Genomic DNA, 18110 nt, shown 5'->3' with positions numbered 1-18110 from the left:
ACCGCGTGACCGGCTTCACACAGACTGCAACACACCAGGTGAAAATAACTTGGCAATGCCGTTGCGGGATTTAGTCCAAAAGCAGCGCTGGTTCGGCCTGTTCACCGTACTCAGACGCGCGTTGAGCCGTCCGGGATCAACCGTACCTACCGGCTCTGTCGCGAAAGTGGATCCGGACGAGGAACCAGCCCGGTTTTTGATCCGCCCCCCACCGCAACAATTCTGAACCACAGCCAACAGCGCTGTGGGTCCGCCCTCCGCGACGGGCTGGGCAGGTCAGGCAGAAACGATCTTGGCAAAAGCTGACGTGATCCTTAATTAGCATGCTAATATGGATGAGCGGGAGCCGTCGTTAATGAGCCGCGAAGGCGATATTCTGGATCTTATGAGCGCGACAGCGCGGCGTTTGCGCACCATGTATGACCGTCGTGCGGGGGAGCATGGGCTCACTCTGGCGCGCGTGCGGGTGCTGCTGTCGCTGCGCGATCGTGAAGGGCTGACACAGCTCGACCTGGCGCAGGTGCTGCAGATCGAAGCCCCAACATTGAAGCGTCAGATCGACGCCCTGGTGCGTGATGGCTATGTGGAGCGCCGCCCCCTGCCCGCCGGCGGGCGGGGAAAGGGGCTTTATCTGACGCCTTTCGGGCAAACCCACGCGATGACCGAGTTCAGCCGCAAAACCCGGCAGATGCTCCTGGAAGGTGTGAGCGGCGCGGAGCTTGATGTCTTTCAATCCGTGCTGCAGCGGCTGCACCTGAATATCGACCGGCTGGAAACCCTGTGAGCGCCTCTGCACCCTCTGCCCCGGCGCAGCCCGCTGAGGCCCAAAAACGTCCGGTTCTGCCCTATATGATCCTCGCCACCCTGATCGCTCTGGCTCAGGGGTTAGGACAGGGGTTTGTTTCCAATAACCTGCCGCAGCTTGCAGGGGATCTGGGCGTTTCGGTCGCTGATGCAAGCTGGCTGATGGCGGCCTATATGGCACCGCGCGCCGCGCTGCCGCTGCTGCTGACGAAACTGCGCACGCAATACGGGCTTCGGGCCTTCACCCGCTCTGCGCTGGTGTTTTATGCGCTGGTCTCATTGGCGGCCTGCTTTGCGCAGGATTTCCGTTCGGCGCTGACGCTGCAGTTCGTCGCCGGGATCGCGGCGGCGCCGATGTCGACGCTGGCCTTTCTTTATATGCTGGAGCCGCTGTCGCAGAAGCTGAAGATCGTCTTTGGCCTGCCCATGGCCATGGCGGTGATTATGGGCGCGCCGAGCCTTGCGCGGGTGCTCTCACCGGGGCTGATCGGGGATGGCGGCTTTCTTGAGGTGCATCTACTGACGCTCGGCATGGCCTTCGTCACCCTTGCGCTTGCTTTCCGCCTGCCTCTGGCCCCGGCACCGACGCAGAAGGTGATCGAATTTGCCGACCTCCGCACCTTCACGCTGATCGCTTTTTCCTTCGGGGCGATCACGGTGGCGAGCATTCTGGGCCCGATCTACTGGTGGACTGAGCTGGACTGGATCGGGGGGCTGCTGATCCTTACGATCCTGGGCTTCACGCTCGCCGTCATCTCAGAGCTTTACCGCAAGGCGCCGCTCATTGATTTCCGCTGGCTCGCAAGCCCGGCCATGCTGCAGATGACCGGCGCTATGCTGGTCTTCCGGCTTCTGCTTTCCGAGCAGAGCAGCGGTGCGCCGCGGATGTTTCAGGTGCTGGGTTTCGGGCAGGATGCCTTTATGGGGCTTTTCAGCCTGATCGTTGTGGCGGGGCTCGTGGTGGCACCGCTTTGCCTTGCGCTGCTGCGTCCGGGGCGTGAGCCGTGGTTTCACGCCGTGGCCCTCGTGCTGATCGCGCTCGGCGCCTTTATGGACAGCGCAAGCACGGTGCTGACGCGGCCGGCGGATATGTTCCTCAGCCAGACGCTGATTGCCTTTGCGGGCATGCTCTTCATGGCGCCGGCCATGGTGATGGGGCTGCTGGCGGCTCTGAAGCGCGGGCCGGCCTATCTGATGTCCTTCATCGTGGTCTTTCTCTCAACGCAAAGCCTTGGCGGTGTGGTGGGCTCAGGTCTGTTCAGCACGATCATCAACCACCGTCAGGCGTTCCATCTGCAGACCCTGACTGAGCAGCTACGCCCCGAACTGACCGTGGTGCAAAACCAGATCGCCGCCAATATGGCCGGTCTTGCCGCGCAAAGCGCTGATATGGCCGCGAATAAAGCCCAGGCGGTCACCTCCCTTGTCCAGGAGGCGGGCCGTCAGGCCACCGTCATGGCCTATAACGACGCCTATCTGCTGACGGCGCTGGCAGCACTCGGCGCGCTGGCGGTGCTTTTGCTCCATCAGGTTTATCTTTTGCTCACGGCGCGGCTGAACGCAGCCGCGCCGGGCCCTGCCTCTTCTGAAACCGGTCCGACACAATGAACAAATCGCATTTTCTGCCCCTGGCTCTGACAACCGCCCTTGGGCTTGCCGGTGCGGGTCTGGTCGCTTTCGCTTGGGAGCTGCCGCCCTTTTCCGCCAGCCTGCCCACCACCGAGAACGCCTATGTCCGCGGCCGCGTCACCAGCCTCTCGCCGCAGGTGGCGGGCTATGTATCTGAAGTCCTCGTCAGCGACTTTGAGACGGTGACCGCCGGTCAGGTGCTGTTCCGCCTTGATGCCCGCAGCTTTGAGCAGAAACTGCGGCAGGCTGAGGCGGGTCTTGCCGTGGCGCGGGCAAGCCGCGATGCGGCCGTGAACACCCTGCGCGCCACCGAGCTGACCGCAGAGGCCAATGTCGCGGGCGTGGAGGCAGCACAGCTTGCCCTGCAGACGGCGCTGGCCGGACATGACCGCCAGCACTCGCTGCAGGACCGCGGGATCCTTTCGACCTCCGCCGCAGAGCAGGCCGATCTCTCGCTCAGCCGGGCGCGCGCGCAGCTGGCCGAAGCCGAGGCGGGTTTCGCCGCCCAGCAGGAGAAACTGAGCGCGCTGCGCGCGCAGGTCGCGGCCGCCGAAGCCAGCATCGCCCAGTCCGAAGCCAGCGTGGCGCTTGCAAAAATCGACCTCGATCATGTGGAAATCACCGCGCCTGCGGCCGGCACGCTGGGCCAGGTGGGGGCGCGGGTCGGGCAATATGTGGCGGCGGCCACCGCCCTTGGCAGCTTGGTCGAAGGCGAGCCATGGGTGATCGCCAATTTCACCGAGACGCGTTTTGAGGATCTGGCCCTCAATCAGCCCGTCACCATCCGCGTCGACGCCCTCGGCGGGCAGAGCCTGACCGGCCATATCCGCAGCTTTTCTCCGGCAACCGGCTCCGAGTTCAGCCTGGTCGCGGGCACCAATGCGACGGGCAATTTCACCAAAGTCGTCCAGCGCATCCCCGCCCGCATTGAGATCGACCCCGGCCAGAGCCTGACCGCGGCATTGCTACCGGGGATGTCCGTGAGCGTCACCGCAGAGCCGGCTGAGTGATCTTGTCCGGGGCGGGTTGTGGTACAGCCTGCCCGGCACAAGCGCCCAATTTTCTTTGCATATTTGACGCTTGGGCATCGAACCTGACCTCACCATCGACCCGCGCGCCGGAGCGGACATTTAAGGTTTCATGCCGGGTATATTGCGCATCAGGAAGCATACGATAATGTTGGGACGTAATCTCCTCTAAGCCGTCGGTTGAAGATCACTAAGTCTTAGTTATCTCAGCCACAGCCAGCACTCACACTTTCATCCGATAACCCGGACTTATCAGAGATCTGAGGTCATAGTAGTAACGTAAGTTATTGCATGTTTTTGAACATATAAGATAAAATAAGCAGTTATTGATATCGGTTTCTTGAGGGTGACGTAATCCCACAGGACGTGGCGGTACTGCATCACGGATTATTGCGCAGCTAAACTTTGGATGGTGAAAAGCGTTCGATGCCTCACAAGTAAGGGCTTGAGGCGCGCCACATGCCGGTCAACCCGCTGGCGCAGGTCGGCAAAGGCCTTGCGCAGGACAGGCTCGATCACGAACCCCTCTTCCTGTGCCGCGATCACGCCCGAGGGCAGTTGCAGGCGCAGGCTGACCTGGATGCGCGTCTTGCCGCTCGTCTGGGAGGCGACGACTTCGAGCCGGACGAGATCCTCGCGGAAGCGTACAAGATGCGGTTCAAGTTGCCGCACCTCTTCCTCGATGACCTCAGGCGCGCGCTGTTGGCCATGCCGGTCGAGATTGCGAAATGCTCTGATGACTTCCATGCCGTATGACCTTGCTAGTCGCTTTTTGACGAAATGAGCCGGCGCGACCGTCATCGCGCCGGCCAGTCCTTCACGACGTCATCCGGTAGACTTATCGCCCTTGGACTGCTCCTTGTCATTGGCGTCGACTGGGACATCGGGCGTCGGAGCGTCCGCCTTGTTTTCGGCAACTGCGCTGGACTCGCCGATCCCGGCCTGGGCCTGATCGTCCGGGCTGTCGTCACCGGTGTCCCTTGCGATCTTTTCGAACACGACCTTCTGTTCGTCCGCTGACCAGGCGACGCGGACCTTGTCGCCATCCTCGATCCGCCCGGAGAGCATCTCGCGGGCCAACTCGGTCTCCAACTCCGACCGGATCAGCCGGCGCAGCTCGCGGGCGCCGAATTCGGGGCGGAAGCCGACCGCGCCGAAGTGATCCACGACGCTCACGTCGAATTCGAGTTCGACGCCCTGGGTAAGGGCGGTCCGCTTCACCCGGTTGAGCTGCAACTCGACGATCTGGCGGATCTCCGACTGATTCAGCGAATGAAAGACGATGATCTCGTCGATCCGGTTGATGAACTCTGGCCGGAAATGACCGCGCAACACCTCCATCAGTTCGGATTTCTGCTTGGCCTCGTCGAACTCACTGCTGCCGCGTTTCGTGAGGTTGCGCTGGATGATGTCCGAACCGAGGTTCGAGGTGGCGATGATGATGGTGTTGGTGAAGTCCACCACGCGGCCCTTGCCATCTGTCAGGCGGCCATCGTCGAACACCTGCAACAGGATGTTGTAGACATCGGGATGCGCCTTTTCGATTTCGTCGAGGAGCACCACCGAATAGGGCCGGCGGCGGACCTTTTCGGTCAGCTGCCCCCCCTCGTCATAGCCGACATAGCCCGGAGGAGCGCCGACGAGCCGTGCCACTGCGTGACGCTCTCCATATTCCGACATGTCGATACGGATCATCGCGTCCTGATCGCCGAAGATCACCTCGGCGAGCGTCTTGGCCAGTTCCGTCTTGCCAACCCCGGTCGGCCCGAGGAACAGGAAGGTCGCGGTCGGACCGGAACCTTCGCGCAGACCCGCACGCGCCAGGCGCACCGCATCGGCCACGGCGCGGATCGCTTCTTCCTGGCCAATGACGCGCTCGTGCAGCTTCTCCTCGAGCTTCAGGAGCTTGTCCTTCTCCTCGGCGGTCAGCTCCGTGACCGGAACACCGGTGATCTTGGAGACGACCTGCGCGACATGATCGGCGCGCACCTCGGCGGTCGCCGAAGCCTGGTCGCGCTTCCAGATCTCCAGAAGCTCGTCAAGATCCTTCTGCTTCTGCTCGAGTTCCTTCTTCAGTTCCGCTGCCCGGTCGAATTGCTTGCGGGCTGCGGCATAGTCCTGCTCGCGCCTGATCTGCGCGACCTCGGCCTCCAGCTCCTGGACGTCCACAGGGCGCGCTGTGGCGCTGATCTTCACCCGTGCGGCTGCCTGATCGATCAGGTCGATCGCCTTGTCGGGCATGAAGCGACCGGTGATATAGCGATCCGAAAGCTCCGCGGCGGCGATGATCGCCTCGTCGGTGATCGTCACCTTGTGGTGGCTTTCGAGCGTGTCGCGCAGCCCGCGCAGAATCATGATCGTCTGTGCGACCGTGGGCTCGTCCACATAAACCGGCTGGAACCGTCGCTCGAGCGCCGCGTCCTTCTCGATGTATTTCTGGTACTCGTTGAGCGTCGTCGCGCCGATCAGGTTCAGCTCGCCCCGCGCCAGCGCCGGCTTGAAGGTGTTGGCGATGTCGAGACCGCCTTCGCCGCCGCCCTGGCCGGCGCCGACGATGGTATGGATCTCGTCAATGAACAGGATCAGACTGTCCTTCTCCTCGGTGATCTCCTTGAGGATCTTCTGCACCCGCTCCTCGAACTCGCCCCGATACTTCGACCCGGCCACCATCGAGTTGATGTTGAGCTCGACCAGCCGCTTGTCGCGCAGCGCCTCGGGCACTTCGCCCGCGACGATCCGTTGTGCAAGTCCCTCGACGATGGCGGTCTTGCCCACGCCGGGCTCGCCGATCAGCACCGGGTTGTTCTTTTTCCGGCGGGCCAGCACTTCGATCGTCGTCTCGATCTCGCGGGCGCGGCCGATGACGGGATCGAGCTTGCCATCGCGGGCGAGCTTCGTCAGGTCACGGCTGAACTGGTCGAGATCGGGGGTGTTCGACGGAGTCTCGACGCGGCCTTCCTCGGCACCCTTGCCGACCACCTTCGTCACCTGCTGACGCAGCGCCTGCGGCGTCAACCCCAGCTTGCGCAGCATCGCCGCCGCGAGGCCTTCGCCCTCTTCGGCAAGGCCGATCAGCAGGTGCTCGGGACCGACATAGGAATGGCCGAGTTCGTTCGAGGCGATGAAGGCCCGGTTCAGCGCGTCCTTAAGGCGAGGACTGACGCCGATTTCGCCTTCCGTCTTGGCGTCTCCACGCTTCGCTTCCTTCTCGATCTGGCGCCGCAGATCGTCCACATCGACCTTGAACTGTTCCAGGATCGTCTTGACGACGTCAGACGCGGTCAGTGCCAGAAGCAGATGTTCGGTATCGACCTCGCTGCGCCCGAATTCCCCGGCCTTCTGTGCGGCATCCTGCAGCAGCTTGTTGCCCTGTTCGCTCAGCCGGTCGGCGATGGTGCGTCCGCCGCCGCGCCGCGATCCACGCCGCGGCGCGCCCTCGCCGAAAGAGGTGTCGACGACAGCGTCATCGCCGTCACCCATGGAGCCGAGCGTGCCGCCTCGCAGCGGACTGTCACCAAAGAGGCTGCCGAAACCGCTCTCGCCGAAGAATTCGTCAAGAAGGGAACGCCGTCCGAACAGGGACTCCAGCGGCGAGGCGCTGCGCCCCGACCGGCGGGCCATTTCGCTGTAATGCTGGTCGCAAAGCTCCATGTTCTGAACCCTGCCGTTCACCGAGGCGCGCACGCGCGCCGTCGCCGGGCGACCGCAAATATCGCAAGCTCCGTTTGCCATTCGTCTTCTCCGTTTCTTTATCCAGTCAGGGTTGTTCGCCGATCATCTGCGCCAGTGACAGTGTCACGCAGCGACCGCTTCCGTTCGTTTCACCTTGGACCCAATTGCCACAAGATCGGGCTCGTCCAGTGTCTCTCGTTGCAGGAGATCCTGCGCCGATTGCTCGAGAAGATCCAGATTGGATTCAAGAAGGGTGAGGGTGCGCTTGAACACGCCATCCACGATGTCGCGCACCTTCGCGTCCATCCGCTCAGCAGTGGCCTCGCTGTAGCGGCGGTTCAGCCAGGACGACTGGTCGCCGGTGCCGAGAAAGCCGGGCCGATCGGTGTCGTAGCTGACATGCCCGAGCTCTTCGTCCATCCCGTACCGCGCGACCATGGCGCGGGCGATGTCGGTCGCCTTGACCAGATCGTCCGCCGCCCCGGTCGAGACATGATCGTAGATGATCTTCTCTGCCGCGCGCCCGCCAAGCAGGACTGCGATCTTGTTTTCGAGTTCCTCCCGCGTCATCAGGAAGCGGTCCTCGGTCGGGCGCTGGATGGTGTAGCCGAGCGCGCCAATCCCGCGCGGTATGATCGAGACCTTGTGCACCGGGTCCACCCCCGGCAGAGCCATCGCCACCAGCGCGTGCCCCATCTCGTGGTGCGCCACGATCTCGCGTTCGCGTGGATTGAGCACGCGGTTCTTCTTTTCCAACCCGGCGATGATGCGTTCCACCGCATTGTTGAAGTCGTCCATCGTCACCGCATCAGCCTTGCGGCGCGTGGCGAGCAATGCTGCCTCGTTGACGAGATTGGCAAGATCCGCGCCGGAAAAGCCGGGAGTAAGCGCTGCGACCTTCTCGGCATCGACGTCTGGGGCGAGCGTCACTTTCTTCATGTGCACGTTCAAGATCTGCACACGCCCCGTCTTGTCGGGCCGGTCCACCAGCACCTGACCGTCGAAGCGTCCCGCACGCAGCAGCGCGGGGTCGAGAATCTCGGGTCGGTTGGTGGCGGCCAGGAGCACGATGCCCACTGAAGGGTCGAAGCCGTCGAGCTCGGTCAGAAGCTGGTTCAGCGTCTGCTCTCGCTCATCATGGCCACCGGCGATCTGGCCGGAGGAGCGCGCCCTCCCAAGAGCGTCGAGTTCGTCGATGAAGATGATTGCCGGGGCCGATTTCCGGGCCCGCTCGAACAGGTCGCGCACCCGTGCGGCACCGACGCCCACGAACATCTCGACGAACTCTGATCCCGAGATCGAAAAGAAGGTCACGCCGGCCTCGCCTGCCACCGCGCGCGCCAGAAGCGTCTTGCCGGTTCCCGGCGGCCCGACGAGCAATATGCCTTTGGGGATATGTGCGCCCAGCTTTCCGTATTCGGCGGGGTTCCTGAGGAACTCCACGACCTCCTCGAGCTCGGCCTTGGCCTCGTCCACACCGGCCACGTCCGCGAAGCTGACGCCGGTTTCCTTTTCCATGTAAACTTTGGCCTTGCTGCGGCCGACCTGCATGAACCCGCCGAAGCCCTGCTTGTCGGCGAACTTGCGGAACAGCAGCATCCAGATTCCGAAGAAGACAAGCGCTGGCGCCACCCAGGAAATCAGTGTGCCGAAAAAAGTATTCTGAGGAACGCCCGTGATCTCGACGCCCGAGCGGTCGATCCGCTGCAGGATCGCGGGATCCACGACCGTCGTCACGAACTGGCTCTTGCCGTCGACGGGTTCGGCGAAGGTGCCTGTGATAGTGTCTGACCCGACCGCGACAGAAGAAATTTTCCCGTCAGCGAGATACTTCTCGAACTGGCTGTAGCTAATGGGAGCGACGGATTGCCAGCCAGCGATCAGGCTCTGGATGAAAAGCACGGCTATGAAAGCCACCACCCAGTACCAGATGTTGTATTCGGTCTTCCTCTCCATACCGATTCGCCCCCTCTAGCGTGAAAGCCGCGCACCTATGCGTTCGAGAAGTGCGAGAAGAACGCGCCTCTCATCGACTGATAGGTCCTTTAAGATGTCTTCCTTCAACGCCGCTCGTCGGGGATCTAATGCTTAGCTCCTGGTCCGAATTCGTGCGACCACCTCTACCTCTCCTACCATGGGACATCGGTGCCGTCGGGGGCGGTTACACTTCAACGCCCTATTCAGGCCGAACGTGCTCGCATTGCCCTCAAACCAATTAGGGGCCCAATGGCTAATACTAAAGCCGCATAGCCGCCGAAGTAGGGCCGAAAGCGAAACCTGCCAGCGCACCTCGATCTGTGTCTCATTTGCCCAAATGCGCTGAGACCCAGGCCGCAGGATCGGGCTCGGTTGTTTTCAACCCGTAACGGATATGCCCGGTCCGCTTCCGGATTTCATCGCGGCAAAGCTCTGCCATCGCACGTCCCTCAGGATGCATCGCCGCAATATCAGCCACCGTCCGATCCAGCGCGGCCTCCACCTCATCACACATGCGGCCCACCAGCCGCAAAAGGGCCGGGGCACCAAGGCCACACAAAAGCGCTTCGCGCTGCCAGTGACGGCCGAGCAGGTAATCTCCGTCGCGTTTGGTGGCGACCGACATTGCGAGATACCTGGTAATTCGCGGCCAGACTGGCGCGCACATCACATCATAAATCGGGCTGAGCTGAACAGTGCCGCCGCCCTGAATCAACAGCGAGTAATTCTTGGCGTGTGCATCCGTATTGCAGACGAGGATATTAAAGATCACGTGCCGCAGCATCGGAATCACACCGGCAATCCCCACACTTTGTCGCGTCGCGGAAATCAGATCGCGGATGCGCGGCCCCGGCCTGTTTCGGCCGTTCTTCTCGTACTTCATAGAGGGGAAATGACCTAGTGCCTGACAGAAGTCTTCCTGATGAAGGCGGCGCCACTTCTGACCCTCGTTAACCCGATCATAGCGCGCGATGAGCAAAAATCGCCGCCTCCCCGCCTGGCCGATGCGGATATCGGGGACGTTGATCCCCACATGACGCGCCAGCCGCAGGCAAAAAGCCTCGTTAGCCACCGTGCCCCAGAGCCTGTCGGTATCAGGTTTCAAAATCCAGGTTGAGGGTGATCCGTTAAGCGGGATTGCAACCTTCCCCTCAGCGTCCAGATGCACGCCAATTTTGGTCTGCACACCCGCAAGAGACATGGAAACACCCTCATCCCCGGCCAGAAAGGGCTTTGAGGGCAGCTCTTCGATGATGCGCTCAAGCGCCTCCTCGCTGTCGACGGCTCTGTAATGCATATTCGCTGTACCACGTTCAGCAAACGACAGCGCACCCGATGTGTCGCGGCCGATCTCAGCCAGAATCCCCAGGGCATCTGCTTTGCCCACACCGGTCAGCCGCGCAACGGCTTCCAGATTATCTTCCTCAGGCAGCAGATTCATGATCCAGGGCAGAACCACGTCCGGGGTATAAGGTTCGGCCCGCAGTGGCATGCGGGTGGAAACCGGAAAGGCACCCCGCAGGCTTAGCCATTCGCGGTGATAAACAAGGCCAGGCCCCAGATCTCCGGGCAGCAGCTCGGCCACAGGGCGGGTTTCGAAATAGATCTGCATGTTACGGCTCGAGCGATGGCGGCAGCGCCTCTGCAGCTTGAGTCCGCGCAGCGCCTTGGGCTGAGATCGTTGGATAGATCCCCAGAAGACCCGCGATCATCAGCGCCGGTCCAATCCGCGCCGTTGGCTTGCCAGCCTCGAGCTCAATCAGATAGCGCCGCCCAACACCCGTCGAGAGCACAATGTCCTCCTGACGCAGTCCCAACTCGCGCCGCCGCTCGCGGATCATACGACCAAAAGCTTCAGCCTCGGCAGCCCCGGTGACAGACATGTCCAGCCCCTTATTCCCGTTCGGGAACTTTTAGCAAGTTTCGGCTCTGAACGCCACAAATATTCCCGATTGGGAACATATTCTCTGATAAAGGTGGTAAACGACAAAAAGATACCGTTCGGGAATATTGATTTCGAGTGTGTGGATTGCCGCTTAGAAAAAGCCCATTGGGGATGCGGACAAAAATTGGACTATCGAGAAGATAGTTCATGTATTCATACGAAGAGCGGATGAGGGCGGTTGCCCTTTATGTCAAGCTTGGCAAACGACCTCACGGGACAATCCGCGAGCTGGGTTATGCAAGCAGGAATGCGCTGAAGGGCTGCTGTCTCAAATTCGAGCGGCAGCAGGATCTACCCGCGCGCTCGGCACCACGGCCGCAAAAGTTCTCGGAGGCTCAAAAGCAGGCTGCGCTGGCACATTATGCCAGTCACGGCCGTTGCGTTTCCTGGACATTTCGGGCCTTGGCGTATCCCGGCCGCGCTAAGCTGACGGCTTGGGTGGGGGAGGCATTCCCTGAGGTCAGGCGTGTTTCCTCCGAAAGACGGTTCCTGGCAAGGTACGCCAAGCGGCGACATCAAATACCATTTCGCAGTGCCCCAAGGCGTGCCGAACTGCGACGGCAGACCCGCGTGGGAGTCTTTCGCATCGGCTTTGTCGGCCTCTTCGCGGCCGACCATCTTGATGACATGGGCCGCGTGGCTCTCAGTGAAGACCAGATAGCCGGTCTCGGCGTCAAAGCCGCGGATCACGCCAATATGGCTGGCTTGTAACGACATCCGATACCCTCTACCAAAGGATCTCATAACTAGTCGATCGACCGCCAGCGTCGGTGCGGCGCAACACTCCCGCCAACTCCAGCGCGGCCAGATCGCGGGTGGCTGTTGCACTGGACGCACCAGTCAGCTTGCGCCAGCCTCGAGCAGAAATACCCTCAGATAAACGCAAGGGTCCAAGAGCAAAAATTTTGCGAAACGCCTCATTTGCCCGGGACGTAAGATGCGCGCCATGGCGGGCGAAAAAAGCATTGCGGCGCAAGAAAAAACGCACATCGTCGTGGCTGCTCTTAGCCGCCCGGTTCAGGCAGTTTAGGAACCATATCACAAAAGGCGTCGCATCAATGGCCGCCTGCCCTGACTGCCGTCCAGCCTGAAGTGCAGCGTAGTACTCTTTCTTCTCCCGCTCAATCTGCCTGGAAAGGGCAAACGGCAGCCCGCGGTGACGGGCAAAAACCACATCAATAAGTGCTCGCCCGATCCTGCCATTACCATCAGAAAAGGGATGAATCGACTCAAACCACAGGTGCGCCAGAGCGGCAAAGATCGGCACAGGCATAGTTACTGGGCCATTAAACCAACTAAGAAAATCTGCCATATCTGTTGCCACCTGGCTAGGCGGCGGCGCCCGATATAGCATATCACTGCGCCCCGGCGCGGCGGATTTGACAATTTCTATCTCAAAACTGCGCCAACGACCCGGATCCTCGATCTCTATCCCAAAGAACAACAGCCGGTGCCAGGACATCAGCAATGCCTCATCCACCGGTCCGGAAATGTCACGGGCAGAGGTCATCAGCGCGGCAATCGCATCGGCCCGTCTTGCCGGTTGCACCTGCGCCCGGTGACGCAACGAGGCGATCACCGAGGCCTCAATCTGAGACGGATCAAGCTGAACCCCTTCAATCTCAAAGGAGGCAACTGCTTCCTCCACGATCCTGGAATAGTGGAGATATTCCTGATCCTGTGGCGAAAGCCCGGCCTGAATTCCGCGAATCTCCCCGAGTCGTTCCTGCACCTCGGCCAGAGCGACTTCGGTGGCGCGAGGATCGTAGTGAAAACGGGGCCAATGGGACGATTGCCAGATATGAGACATGATGTGATCACTCAGCATATTCGGATCAAAAACGCAACATTTATGAGGCGAATATGGAGATTATTCTCCTCACCCTTCCAGAGTCCAAGCATCGGCAGCATCACGAGCGGGAATTTTTACTTGCTTAACGATTTAGCCTCGACAATAGTCACGAAAATACACGATTAAACGAAAGAAAGCGTGACAGCAGATTGAGGCGAAGAGATGCAGGCGAGCAGTGAAAAGGAGGATCTGAATCAGGTCATCCGGGACCATGCCGAATGGCTGGCCGCACAGTTGCATGCGCAGCGTGAAAACATTTTCCCACCCAATGCGGCGAAAGTCATGCGTAAATTCACTTCTGGTGAAGCCGCAGCGCTGCTGGGCGTGAATGATTCTTACCTACGCAAACTGCATTTGGAAGGCAAAGGCCCTTCGCCAGAAACCACCGCCGGCAACCGGCGGCTTTATTCGGCAGAAGATCTCCTGAATCTGCGGATAATGCTGGAAAAAACCGCACGCCGCCCTGGTGATTACATACCGGGTCGACGTGAAGGAGATCACCTTCAGGTCATTGGCGTAATGAATTTTAAAGGTGGCTCGGGAAAAACCACCACTGCCGCTCATCTGGCGCAGCGCTTAGCATTAAGCGGCTATCGGGTATTGGCGATAGACCTTGACCCTCAGGCATCCTTGACGGCGTTGCATGGCGTGCAGCCTGAAATTGACCTGACCGACGGCGGAACGCTTTATGATGCAATCCGATACGATGACCCGGCCGCCATCACCGACGTCATTCGCAAAACCTACATTCCAGGCCTGGATCTGATTCCGGGCAATCTAGAGCTGATGGAGTTCGAACATGACACCCCCCGCGCTCTGGCCCAAGGCAATGCGGGGCTGTTCTTCTTTCGGGTGCGCGACGCCCTTGCCCAGGTTGAGGCCGACTATGATGTGGTCGTGATCGATTGCCCGCCGCAATTGGGCTTTTTAACCATGTCCGCACTCAGCGCTGCGACGGGAGTTCTGGTTACCATCCACCCCGAGATGCTTGATGTCATGTCCATGAGCCAGTTCCTTAGAATGACCGCCGATTTGATGGATGTCATCGCTGAAAGCGGTGCCGATATGAAACACGACTGGATGCGCTATCTATTAACACGGTATGAACCCACTGATGCTCCTCAGAACCGTATGACGGCGTTCCTGCGGACGATGTATGGTGAAAAGGTGCTAAACGCACCAATGCTGAAATCCACCGCCATCTCGGACGCAGGCCTGACCAAACAGACCCTTTACGAAGTGGACCGCAGCAGTTTCACGCGATCGACCTATGACCGCGCGTTGGAAAGCATCAATGCCGTCAACGATGAGATTGCCGCATTAATCCAAAAGACCTGGGGGCGCGCGTGATGCAGGACGGTAAGAGAAAGCGGCTTTCAATGCTGGACCATCTAGTGGTCAGTGGAACCCCTGCCCCGGCAGCGGCACCGGCGATGATGTCCACCAATCGCGCGCTACGCTCGGCACGCGATGCTGTGGATAGCCATCGGGTGTGGGAGCTTGATCCCGCGCAGATTGAGGACACGCGCTTCAAAGACCGACTGGATCCAGGTGATGTGGCCGATCTGCGCGCATCAATTGAAGCCAATGGGCAAACAGTGCCTATTCTGGTGCGCCGCCATCCGCAGGATGCCGATCGTTACCTACTGGTCTATGGACGCCGTCGTTTGGAAGCGATTCGCAGCTCGGACCGGGTGACGAAGGTGCGCGCGCTTATCGCCTCTCTGGATGACGGAGCCGCGGTACGCGCGCAAGTCGCTGAAAATACCGCACGACGGGATCTGAGCTATATAGAGCGCGCGCTCTTTGCCAAAGAGCTGCTCGATACTGGTTTTGGCAATCAAAGCCAGATCGCCGAAGTGTTAAACACCACGAAATCCGCGATTTCGATGGCTGTCAGCGTTGCCAATGGGGTTGGTCAGGAGCTGGCACAGGCAATTGGGCCCGCACATACTATCGGACGGCCCCGCTGGGAGGCGCTCATTGGTTTGCTGGATGGTAGTGCCGAACAGCGTGCTTCTCTGATTAGCACGGCGCGGATTGCCCATAACCAAACCTATGACTTGGAAGGTGAGGGCGCAGACGACCCGTCGACCAAAGCCTTCCATTTGGTCATGAAGCAGGCCGCTAAAGCGCAGGTCAATCGCACCGCCCCTGCCCAAGGCTCTGCCGCAACGCGTGCGCGTGTACTGAAAGTAGATGGTGTTGCTCTCGGTAAAATAAAACGCCTGCCGAAAGGTCTGCGGCTTGATCTTGAATACGTCGAGCCTGATTTTTTGACCTGGTTTGAGGCCAGTGCTGAAGCGCATATGCAGGAATTAATCGCGCGCTGGAAGGCCCGCGACTAATGTTTATCCCGACCCGCAACCCTTAAGGAGGCACGGCCAAGGCGAAATAAAAAGGTCCCGCAGAACATACGCCCCACGAGACCCCTTTGATCTTAGCACCTTCAAAGTAATCGCAGGGCCGTCCGACCGCAAGTCAAATCGATTCGCGGACCGATCACTTTTGCCTTCGTGATATGAATAATGGGCTACATTCCATTGACGCCATTCCGGCGGTCGATCTCTGCTGCTTTGGAGCCAGCTAACCTCACACCCCGGCAAGACATGCCAGAGGTAAATAAATGGCATCTGCTTCAGGACATTGTCTTGGGTCGTCTCGCTCTCGGGCTTAAGAGCCAAGAGATCGCAGTTCTGGAAGTCTTGCTGAGCTTTATCCCTGGGAAAACGATCGGTCCCGGCGATCGCCTCGTAGTTTATCCCTCAAATGCTACTATCTGTGCGCGTCTCAATGGCATGCCGTGCTCGACCATGCGGCGACACTTGGCGAAACTTGTCAGTCAACGCCTCATCGCGCGTAGGGACAGCCCTAACGGCAAACGGTACCAGCGTCGTACCGCTGGCGAACTGATCGCATACGGATTTGACGTATCTCCTCTATTGGCACGCTTAGGAGAAATTCGCCATCTTGCGGAGACTGCGCGAGCAGCAGAAGCAGAGCGTGCAGCGCTTCGTGAAAAAATTTCTCTTCAGCTTCGTGACCTGAATGCACTCCATCATCCGGAACTGCCCTGCGAAGCTTTAAAGGAGCTATCACAAGCCCTGCGCCGCAAGCTGAGCACTGCTGAACTACATGTTCTTTCTGATCAACTACAGAAACTTATTGATGAAGTTCACACCACAGAAAGCGTCTCCATCACATCCCATTTGAGCAGCGCTGGTGCTCAAAATGAGCACCACTATCAGAATACAAATATAGATCATTCTGAATCTGTAGGTGTAAATGCCGAAACTGTGCCTGTGGATAACCTCACAGCAGGCACTACAGCCACAGAGTTACGATCTCTCATGGCAAAATGCACCCAAATCGCAGCGATCTATCCAGACCCCATCACAAGTTGGAAGTGTCTGCAAAGAGCCGCAGATACATTACACGGAATGATGGGCATCTCACTACCCGTCTGGACATCAGCAAAGATCTGCTTTGGCGCCGAAGCAGCATCCGCAATCCTTGCCGCAATGTTGGAACGTTTTCAGCATATCCGTAGCCCGGGTGCGTATTTGCAAAGCCTGTGCCAACGCGCTTCAAAAGGACTGTTCCGTATGTCAGCTATGTTCGCGGCATTGAAGAACCCTCGTGAAAGTTCACAGCTGTGAACCTGTGTCGGACGCCGTTTCGGTTCTGACTCAGATGCCATAGGCCTTCCGATCTGAGCCTGGCAACGAGCAATGAGCAATGAGCAATGTTGATGCGCAAAGGTAGTCGGCGACTTTGCTGGCCGACCTTGGCCTCCAAGCACAAGCATCTACGATGCCTGCGTCAACGGCACTGTCATAGTTCGCCCTAGAGGCATTTCGCTGCTCTTAGGCACTGGCGTAGCCCGCTCGTTCAGCGATGTTTGAGGCGGTGCCAGCCGGGGCTGTTGTTTGGGCCGGCTGCGTTGTGCTCACACAACCAGCGAGAAGAAGGGCCGCGAATATGGGCGATACTTTGATCATCTACTTGTCCCTCAAACCTTCAAATGCGCCACATTATCTGCGGCATTCGTCACGATCTTTGGCCCCTTTGCAGGCAGCAGAACCGCTGCAAGAGTGTCTTCCAGATCCTTCTGACTTGTCCCCTGTGGGATGCGTATCAGAGGGATGTTCGCTGAGATCGCGGCAGCATTTTTGATTTCGTCTCTCGCTTGGACCTTTTGCGCAGCATCACGACTATCCCCGTAATGTCCGGACCCGTCAAATTCTACGATAGCCCGCACGTAGCCATCCCGGCCCCAGAACACGAAGTCAGCGTGCTTCGCTGCGACTTTGCGCCAGTCATCGTGCTCTTTAGCTCCGATGAACGCCCCGTAAGAGACCTGAGTGGACAGGTTCAGATCTCGTGCGTTTTCCCGGCGCCACCGTTCAAGTGACACGTAAAGCTTTCCCTCAGAGGCGTTCAGGAGGCGCTTGGAGGTGTAAACCTGACGCGACTTGGCCCCGAACCGTGTCTGCAAATGCCATGCGGCCGCCAGAACAACGATTACGGCGAAGCTCCCAAGCATGAGAGTTGTGGTGCTGTCGAGCCCCATCATTGGACTACCCCCATTCCAAAATCGTTCACCGCATCGTTGCGAAGGCCTTCAAGATCGATCCCATCGAGGCGGTTCAGGTTGCGATCGATGGCATTTTCCCTCGGATAAAGATCCTCTTGGGCACGGCCGAGTGTTGAGCCAACACCAGTCATAGACTCAATGTTGGTAGAGCTCATGTCGAGCATGCCGCTGGCGGCGAGCATTCCGGTCCATTCAGACAGGTCCACCCGCTCCATATCGAGGTTCTGGAACTCGGCAAGCGTGATGCCACGGCAATCCGGGTTCTCTGGCGGCCCCCACGGGATGTTCAGCTGTAGACGGGCTTGCTCGTTCATGATGCGCGCCAAGGGCGAGTTGAACATGCAATATCCAGTCTTTCGCTTGACGCATTTCCCTAAGATCTTGGTGGAACACCATGTGCCGATCTCATGCGTTGATCGGAGGGCCTTTCGCACCTGAAGCTCCTGTTCACTTTCTGAGCAGGCAAACAGGACCTCAACAAGCACTGAGATAAGCGCATAGACGGTGTAGGCTGTCATCACCGCGCTCATGACCGAGGCGGCGCCAGAGGTCAGGGAAATGGTGCCCTGTTGCAGAGCGCCGTTGGCAACGGCAGGCCCGCCGCCC

16 protein-coding genes are annotated in these 18110 nt (G+C 59.5%); 7 read left to right on the top strand and 9 right to left on the bottom strand.

What is annotated here, in order from left to right:
* From EP867_RS20080 to EP867_RS17000, 4 genes are all read left to right on the top strand, one after another.
* Positions 1-226: hypothetical protein (locus EP867_RS20080; RefSeq protein WP_206616360.1), on the top strand; the 226-nt coding region annotated here is incomplete at its 5' end.
* Positions 227-355: 129 nt separating this feature from the next.
* On the top strand, positions 356-784 hold the full coding sequence (locus EP867_RS17010; RefSeq protein ID WP_164888922.1) for a MarR family winged helix-turn-helix transcriptional regulator: 429 nt from the start codon (positions 356-358) through the stop codon (positions 782-784).
* A complete protein-coding gene (locus tag EP867_RS17005) occupies positions 781-2412 on the top strand; it encodes an MFS transporter (protein ID WP_241656953.1) in 1632 nt (543 codons plus the stop codon). Before EP867_RS17010 ends, EP867_RS17005 begins: the two co-directional genes overlap by 4 nt.
* Positions 2409-3443, top strand: coding sequence for an HlyD family secretion protein (locus EP867_RS17000; protein WP_128490659.1), 1035 nt, complete (start codon positions 2409-2411; stop codon positions 3441-3443). The genes EP867_RS17005 and EP867_RS17000 overlap by 4 nt, the downstream gene beginning before the upstream one ends.
* Positions 3444-3848: 405 nt before the next feature.
* Here the strand turns inward: EP867_RS17000 and EP867_RS16995 are convergent, their stop codons facing one another.
* From EP867_RS16995 to EP867_RS16960, 7 genes are all read right to left on the bottom strand, one after another.
* Positions 3849-4262: a hypothetical protein gene (locus EP867_RS16995; protein WP_241656952.1), complete on the bottom strand. Its 414-nt coding sequence runs from the start codon at positions 4260-4262 to the stop codon at positions 3849-3851.
* A gap of 24 nt (positions 4263-4286) precedes the next feature.
* Complete coding sequence (locus EP867_RS16990) at positions 4287-7193, bottom strand: ATP-dependent Clp protease ATP-binding subunit (RefSeq protein ID WP_128490658.1); 2907 nt, start codon at positions 7191-7193, stop codon at positions 4287-4289.
* 63 nt (positions 7194-7256) lie between these two features.
* Positions 7257-9089: an ATP-dependent zinc metalloprotease FtsH gene (gene ftsH / locus EP867_RS16985; RefSeq protein ID WP_128490657.1), complete on the bottom strand. Its 1833-nt coding sequence runs from the start codon at positions 9087-9089 to the stop codon at positions 7257-7259.
* A 346-nt stretch (positions 9090-9435) separates the two neighbouring features.
* Positions 9436-10722 carry a type II toxin-antitoxin system HipA family toxin gene (locus EP867_RS16975; RefSeq protein ID WP_128490656.1) on the bottom strand — a complete coding sequence of 429 codons (1287 nt, stop codon included), beginning with the start codon at positions 10720-10722 and terminating at the stop codon, positions 9436-9438.
* 1 nt (position 10723) lies between these two features.
* Positions 10724-10993 carry a helix-turn-helix domain-containing protein gene (locus tag EP867_RS20010; RefSeq protein ID WP_174722349.1) on the bottom strand — a complete coding sequence of 90 codons (270 nt, stop codon included), beginning with the start codon at positions 10991-10993 and terminating at the stop codon, positions 10724-10726.
* A gap of 353 nt (positions 10994-11346) precedes the next feature.
* Entirely contained in the window at positions 11347-11673 is a 327-nt protein-coding gene (locus EP867_RS20625; protein ID WP_452124522.1) for a hypothetical protein, read from the bottom strand.
* 109 nt (positions 11674-11782) lie between these two features.
* Complete coding sequence (locus EP867_RS16960) at positions 11783-12865, bottom strand: Fic family protein (protein ID WP_128490654.1); 1083 nt, start codon at positions 12863-12865, stop codon at positions 11783-11785.
* Positions 12866-13069: 204 nt separating this feature from the next.
* On the opposite strand from EP867_RS16960, the gene repA reads away from it, so the two are divergent.
* The 3 genes from repA to repC all read left to right on the top strand — a co-directional run bounded on the left by repA (position 13070) and on the right by repC (position 16566).
* Positions 13070-14257: a plasmid partitioning protein RepA gene (gene repA / locus EP867_RS16955; protein ID WP_128490653.1), complete on the top strand. Its 1188-nt coding sequence runs from the start codon at positions 13070-13072 to the stop codon at positions 14255-14257.
* Positions 14257-15255: a plasmid partitioning protein RepB gene (gene repB, locus EP867_RS16950; protein ID WP_128490652.1), complete on the top strand. Its 999-nt coding sequence runs from the start codon at positions 14257-14259 to the stop codon at positions 15253-15255. The genes repA and repB overlap by 1 nt, the downstream gene beginning before the upstream one ends.
* A 180-nt stretch (positions 15256-15435) precedes the next feature.
* Positions 15436-16566, top strand: a complete 1131-nt coding sequence (gene repC / locus EP867_RS16945; protein WP_128490651.1) for a plasmid replication protein RepC — start codon at positions 15436-15438, stop codon at positions 16564-16566.
* A 353-nt stretch (positions 16567-16919) separates the two neighbouring features.
* Here repC and EP867_RS16940 read toward each other — a convergent pair whose 3' ends face one another.
* Both EP867_RS16940 and traN read right to left on the bottom strand, forming a co-directional pair.
* The gene (locus EP867_RS16940; RefSeq protein WP_128490650.1) at positions 16920-17483 is read right to left on the bottom strand and encodes a DUF2726 domain-containing protein; all 564 of its coding nucleotides are present in this window, start codon (positions 17481-17483) and stop codon (positions 16920-16922) included.
* Positions 17480-18110 (bottom strand): conjugal transfer protein TraN (gene traN / locus EP867_RS16935; RefSeq protein ID WP_164888921.1); only part of this gene is annotated, 631 nt, incomplete at its 5' end. The genes EP867_RS16940 and traN, both read right to left, overlap by 4 nt.

Source organism: Falsigemmobacter intermedius (assembly GCF_004054105.1).
Taxonomy (GTDB): Bacteria; Pseudomonadota; Alphaproteobacteria; order Rhodobacterales; family Rhodobacteraceae; genus Wagnerdoeblera; species Wagnerdoeblera intermedia.
This window is presented reverse-complemented; position numbering and strand designations above follow the sequence as displayed.

Coding starts and splice junctions, on each gene's coding strand:
- EP867_RS17010 (WP_164888922.1), top strand. CDS start 356: ATGAGCCGCGAAGGCGATATTCTGGATCTTATGAGCGCGACAGCGCGG.
- EP867_RS17000 (WP_128490659.1), top strand. CDS start 2,409: ATGAACAAATCGCATTTTCTGCCCCTGGCTCTGACAACCGCCCTTGGG.
- EP867_RS16995 (WP_241656952.1), bottom strand. CDS start 4,262: ATGACGGTCGCGCCGGCTCATTTCGTCAAAAAGCGACTAGCAAGGTCA.
- EP867_RS16990 (WP_128490658.1), bottom strand. CDS start 7,193: ATGGCAAACGGAGCTTGCGATATTTGCGGTCGCCCGGCGACGGCGCGC.
- ftsH (WP_128490657.1), bottom strand. CDS start 9,089: ATGGAGAGGAAGACCGAATACAACATCTGGTACTGGGTGGTGGCTTTC.
- EP867_RS16975 (WP_128490656.1), bottom strand. CDS start 10,722: ATGCAGATCTATTTCGAAACCCGCCCTGTGGCCGAGCTGCTGCCCGGA.
- EP867_RS20010 (WP_174722349.1), bottom strand. CDS start 10,993: ATGTCTGTCACCGGGGCTGCCGAGGCTGAAGCTTTTGGTCGTATGATC.
- EP867_RS20625 (WP_452124522.1), bottom strand. CDS start 11,673: ATGGTCGGCCGCGAAGAGGCCGACAAAGCCGATGCGAAAGACTCCCAC.
- EP867_RS16960 (WP_128490654.1), bottom strand. CDS start 12,865: ATGTCTCATATCTGGCAATCGTCCCATTGGCCCCGTTTTCACTACGAT.
- repA (WP_128490653.1), top strand. CDS start 13,070: ATGCAGGCGAGCAGTGAAAAGGAGGATCTGAATCAGGTCATCCGGGAC.
- repB (WP_128490652.1), top strand. CDS start 14,257: ATGCAGGACGGTAAGAGAAAGCGGCTTTCAATGCTGGACCATCTAGTG.
- repC (WP_128490651.1), top strand. CDS start 15,436: ATGGGCTACATTCCATTGACGCCATTCCGGCGGTCGATCTCTGCTGCT.
- EP867_RS16940 (WP_128490650.1), bottom strand. CDS start 17,483: ATGATGGGGCTCGACAGCACCACAACTCTCATGCTTGGGAGCTTCGCC.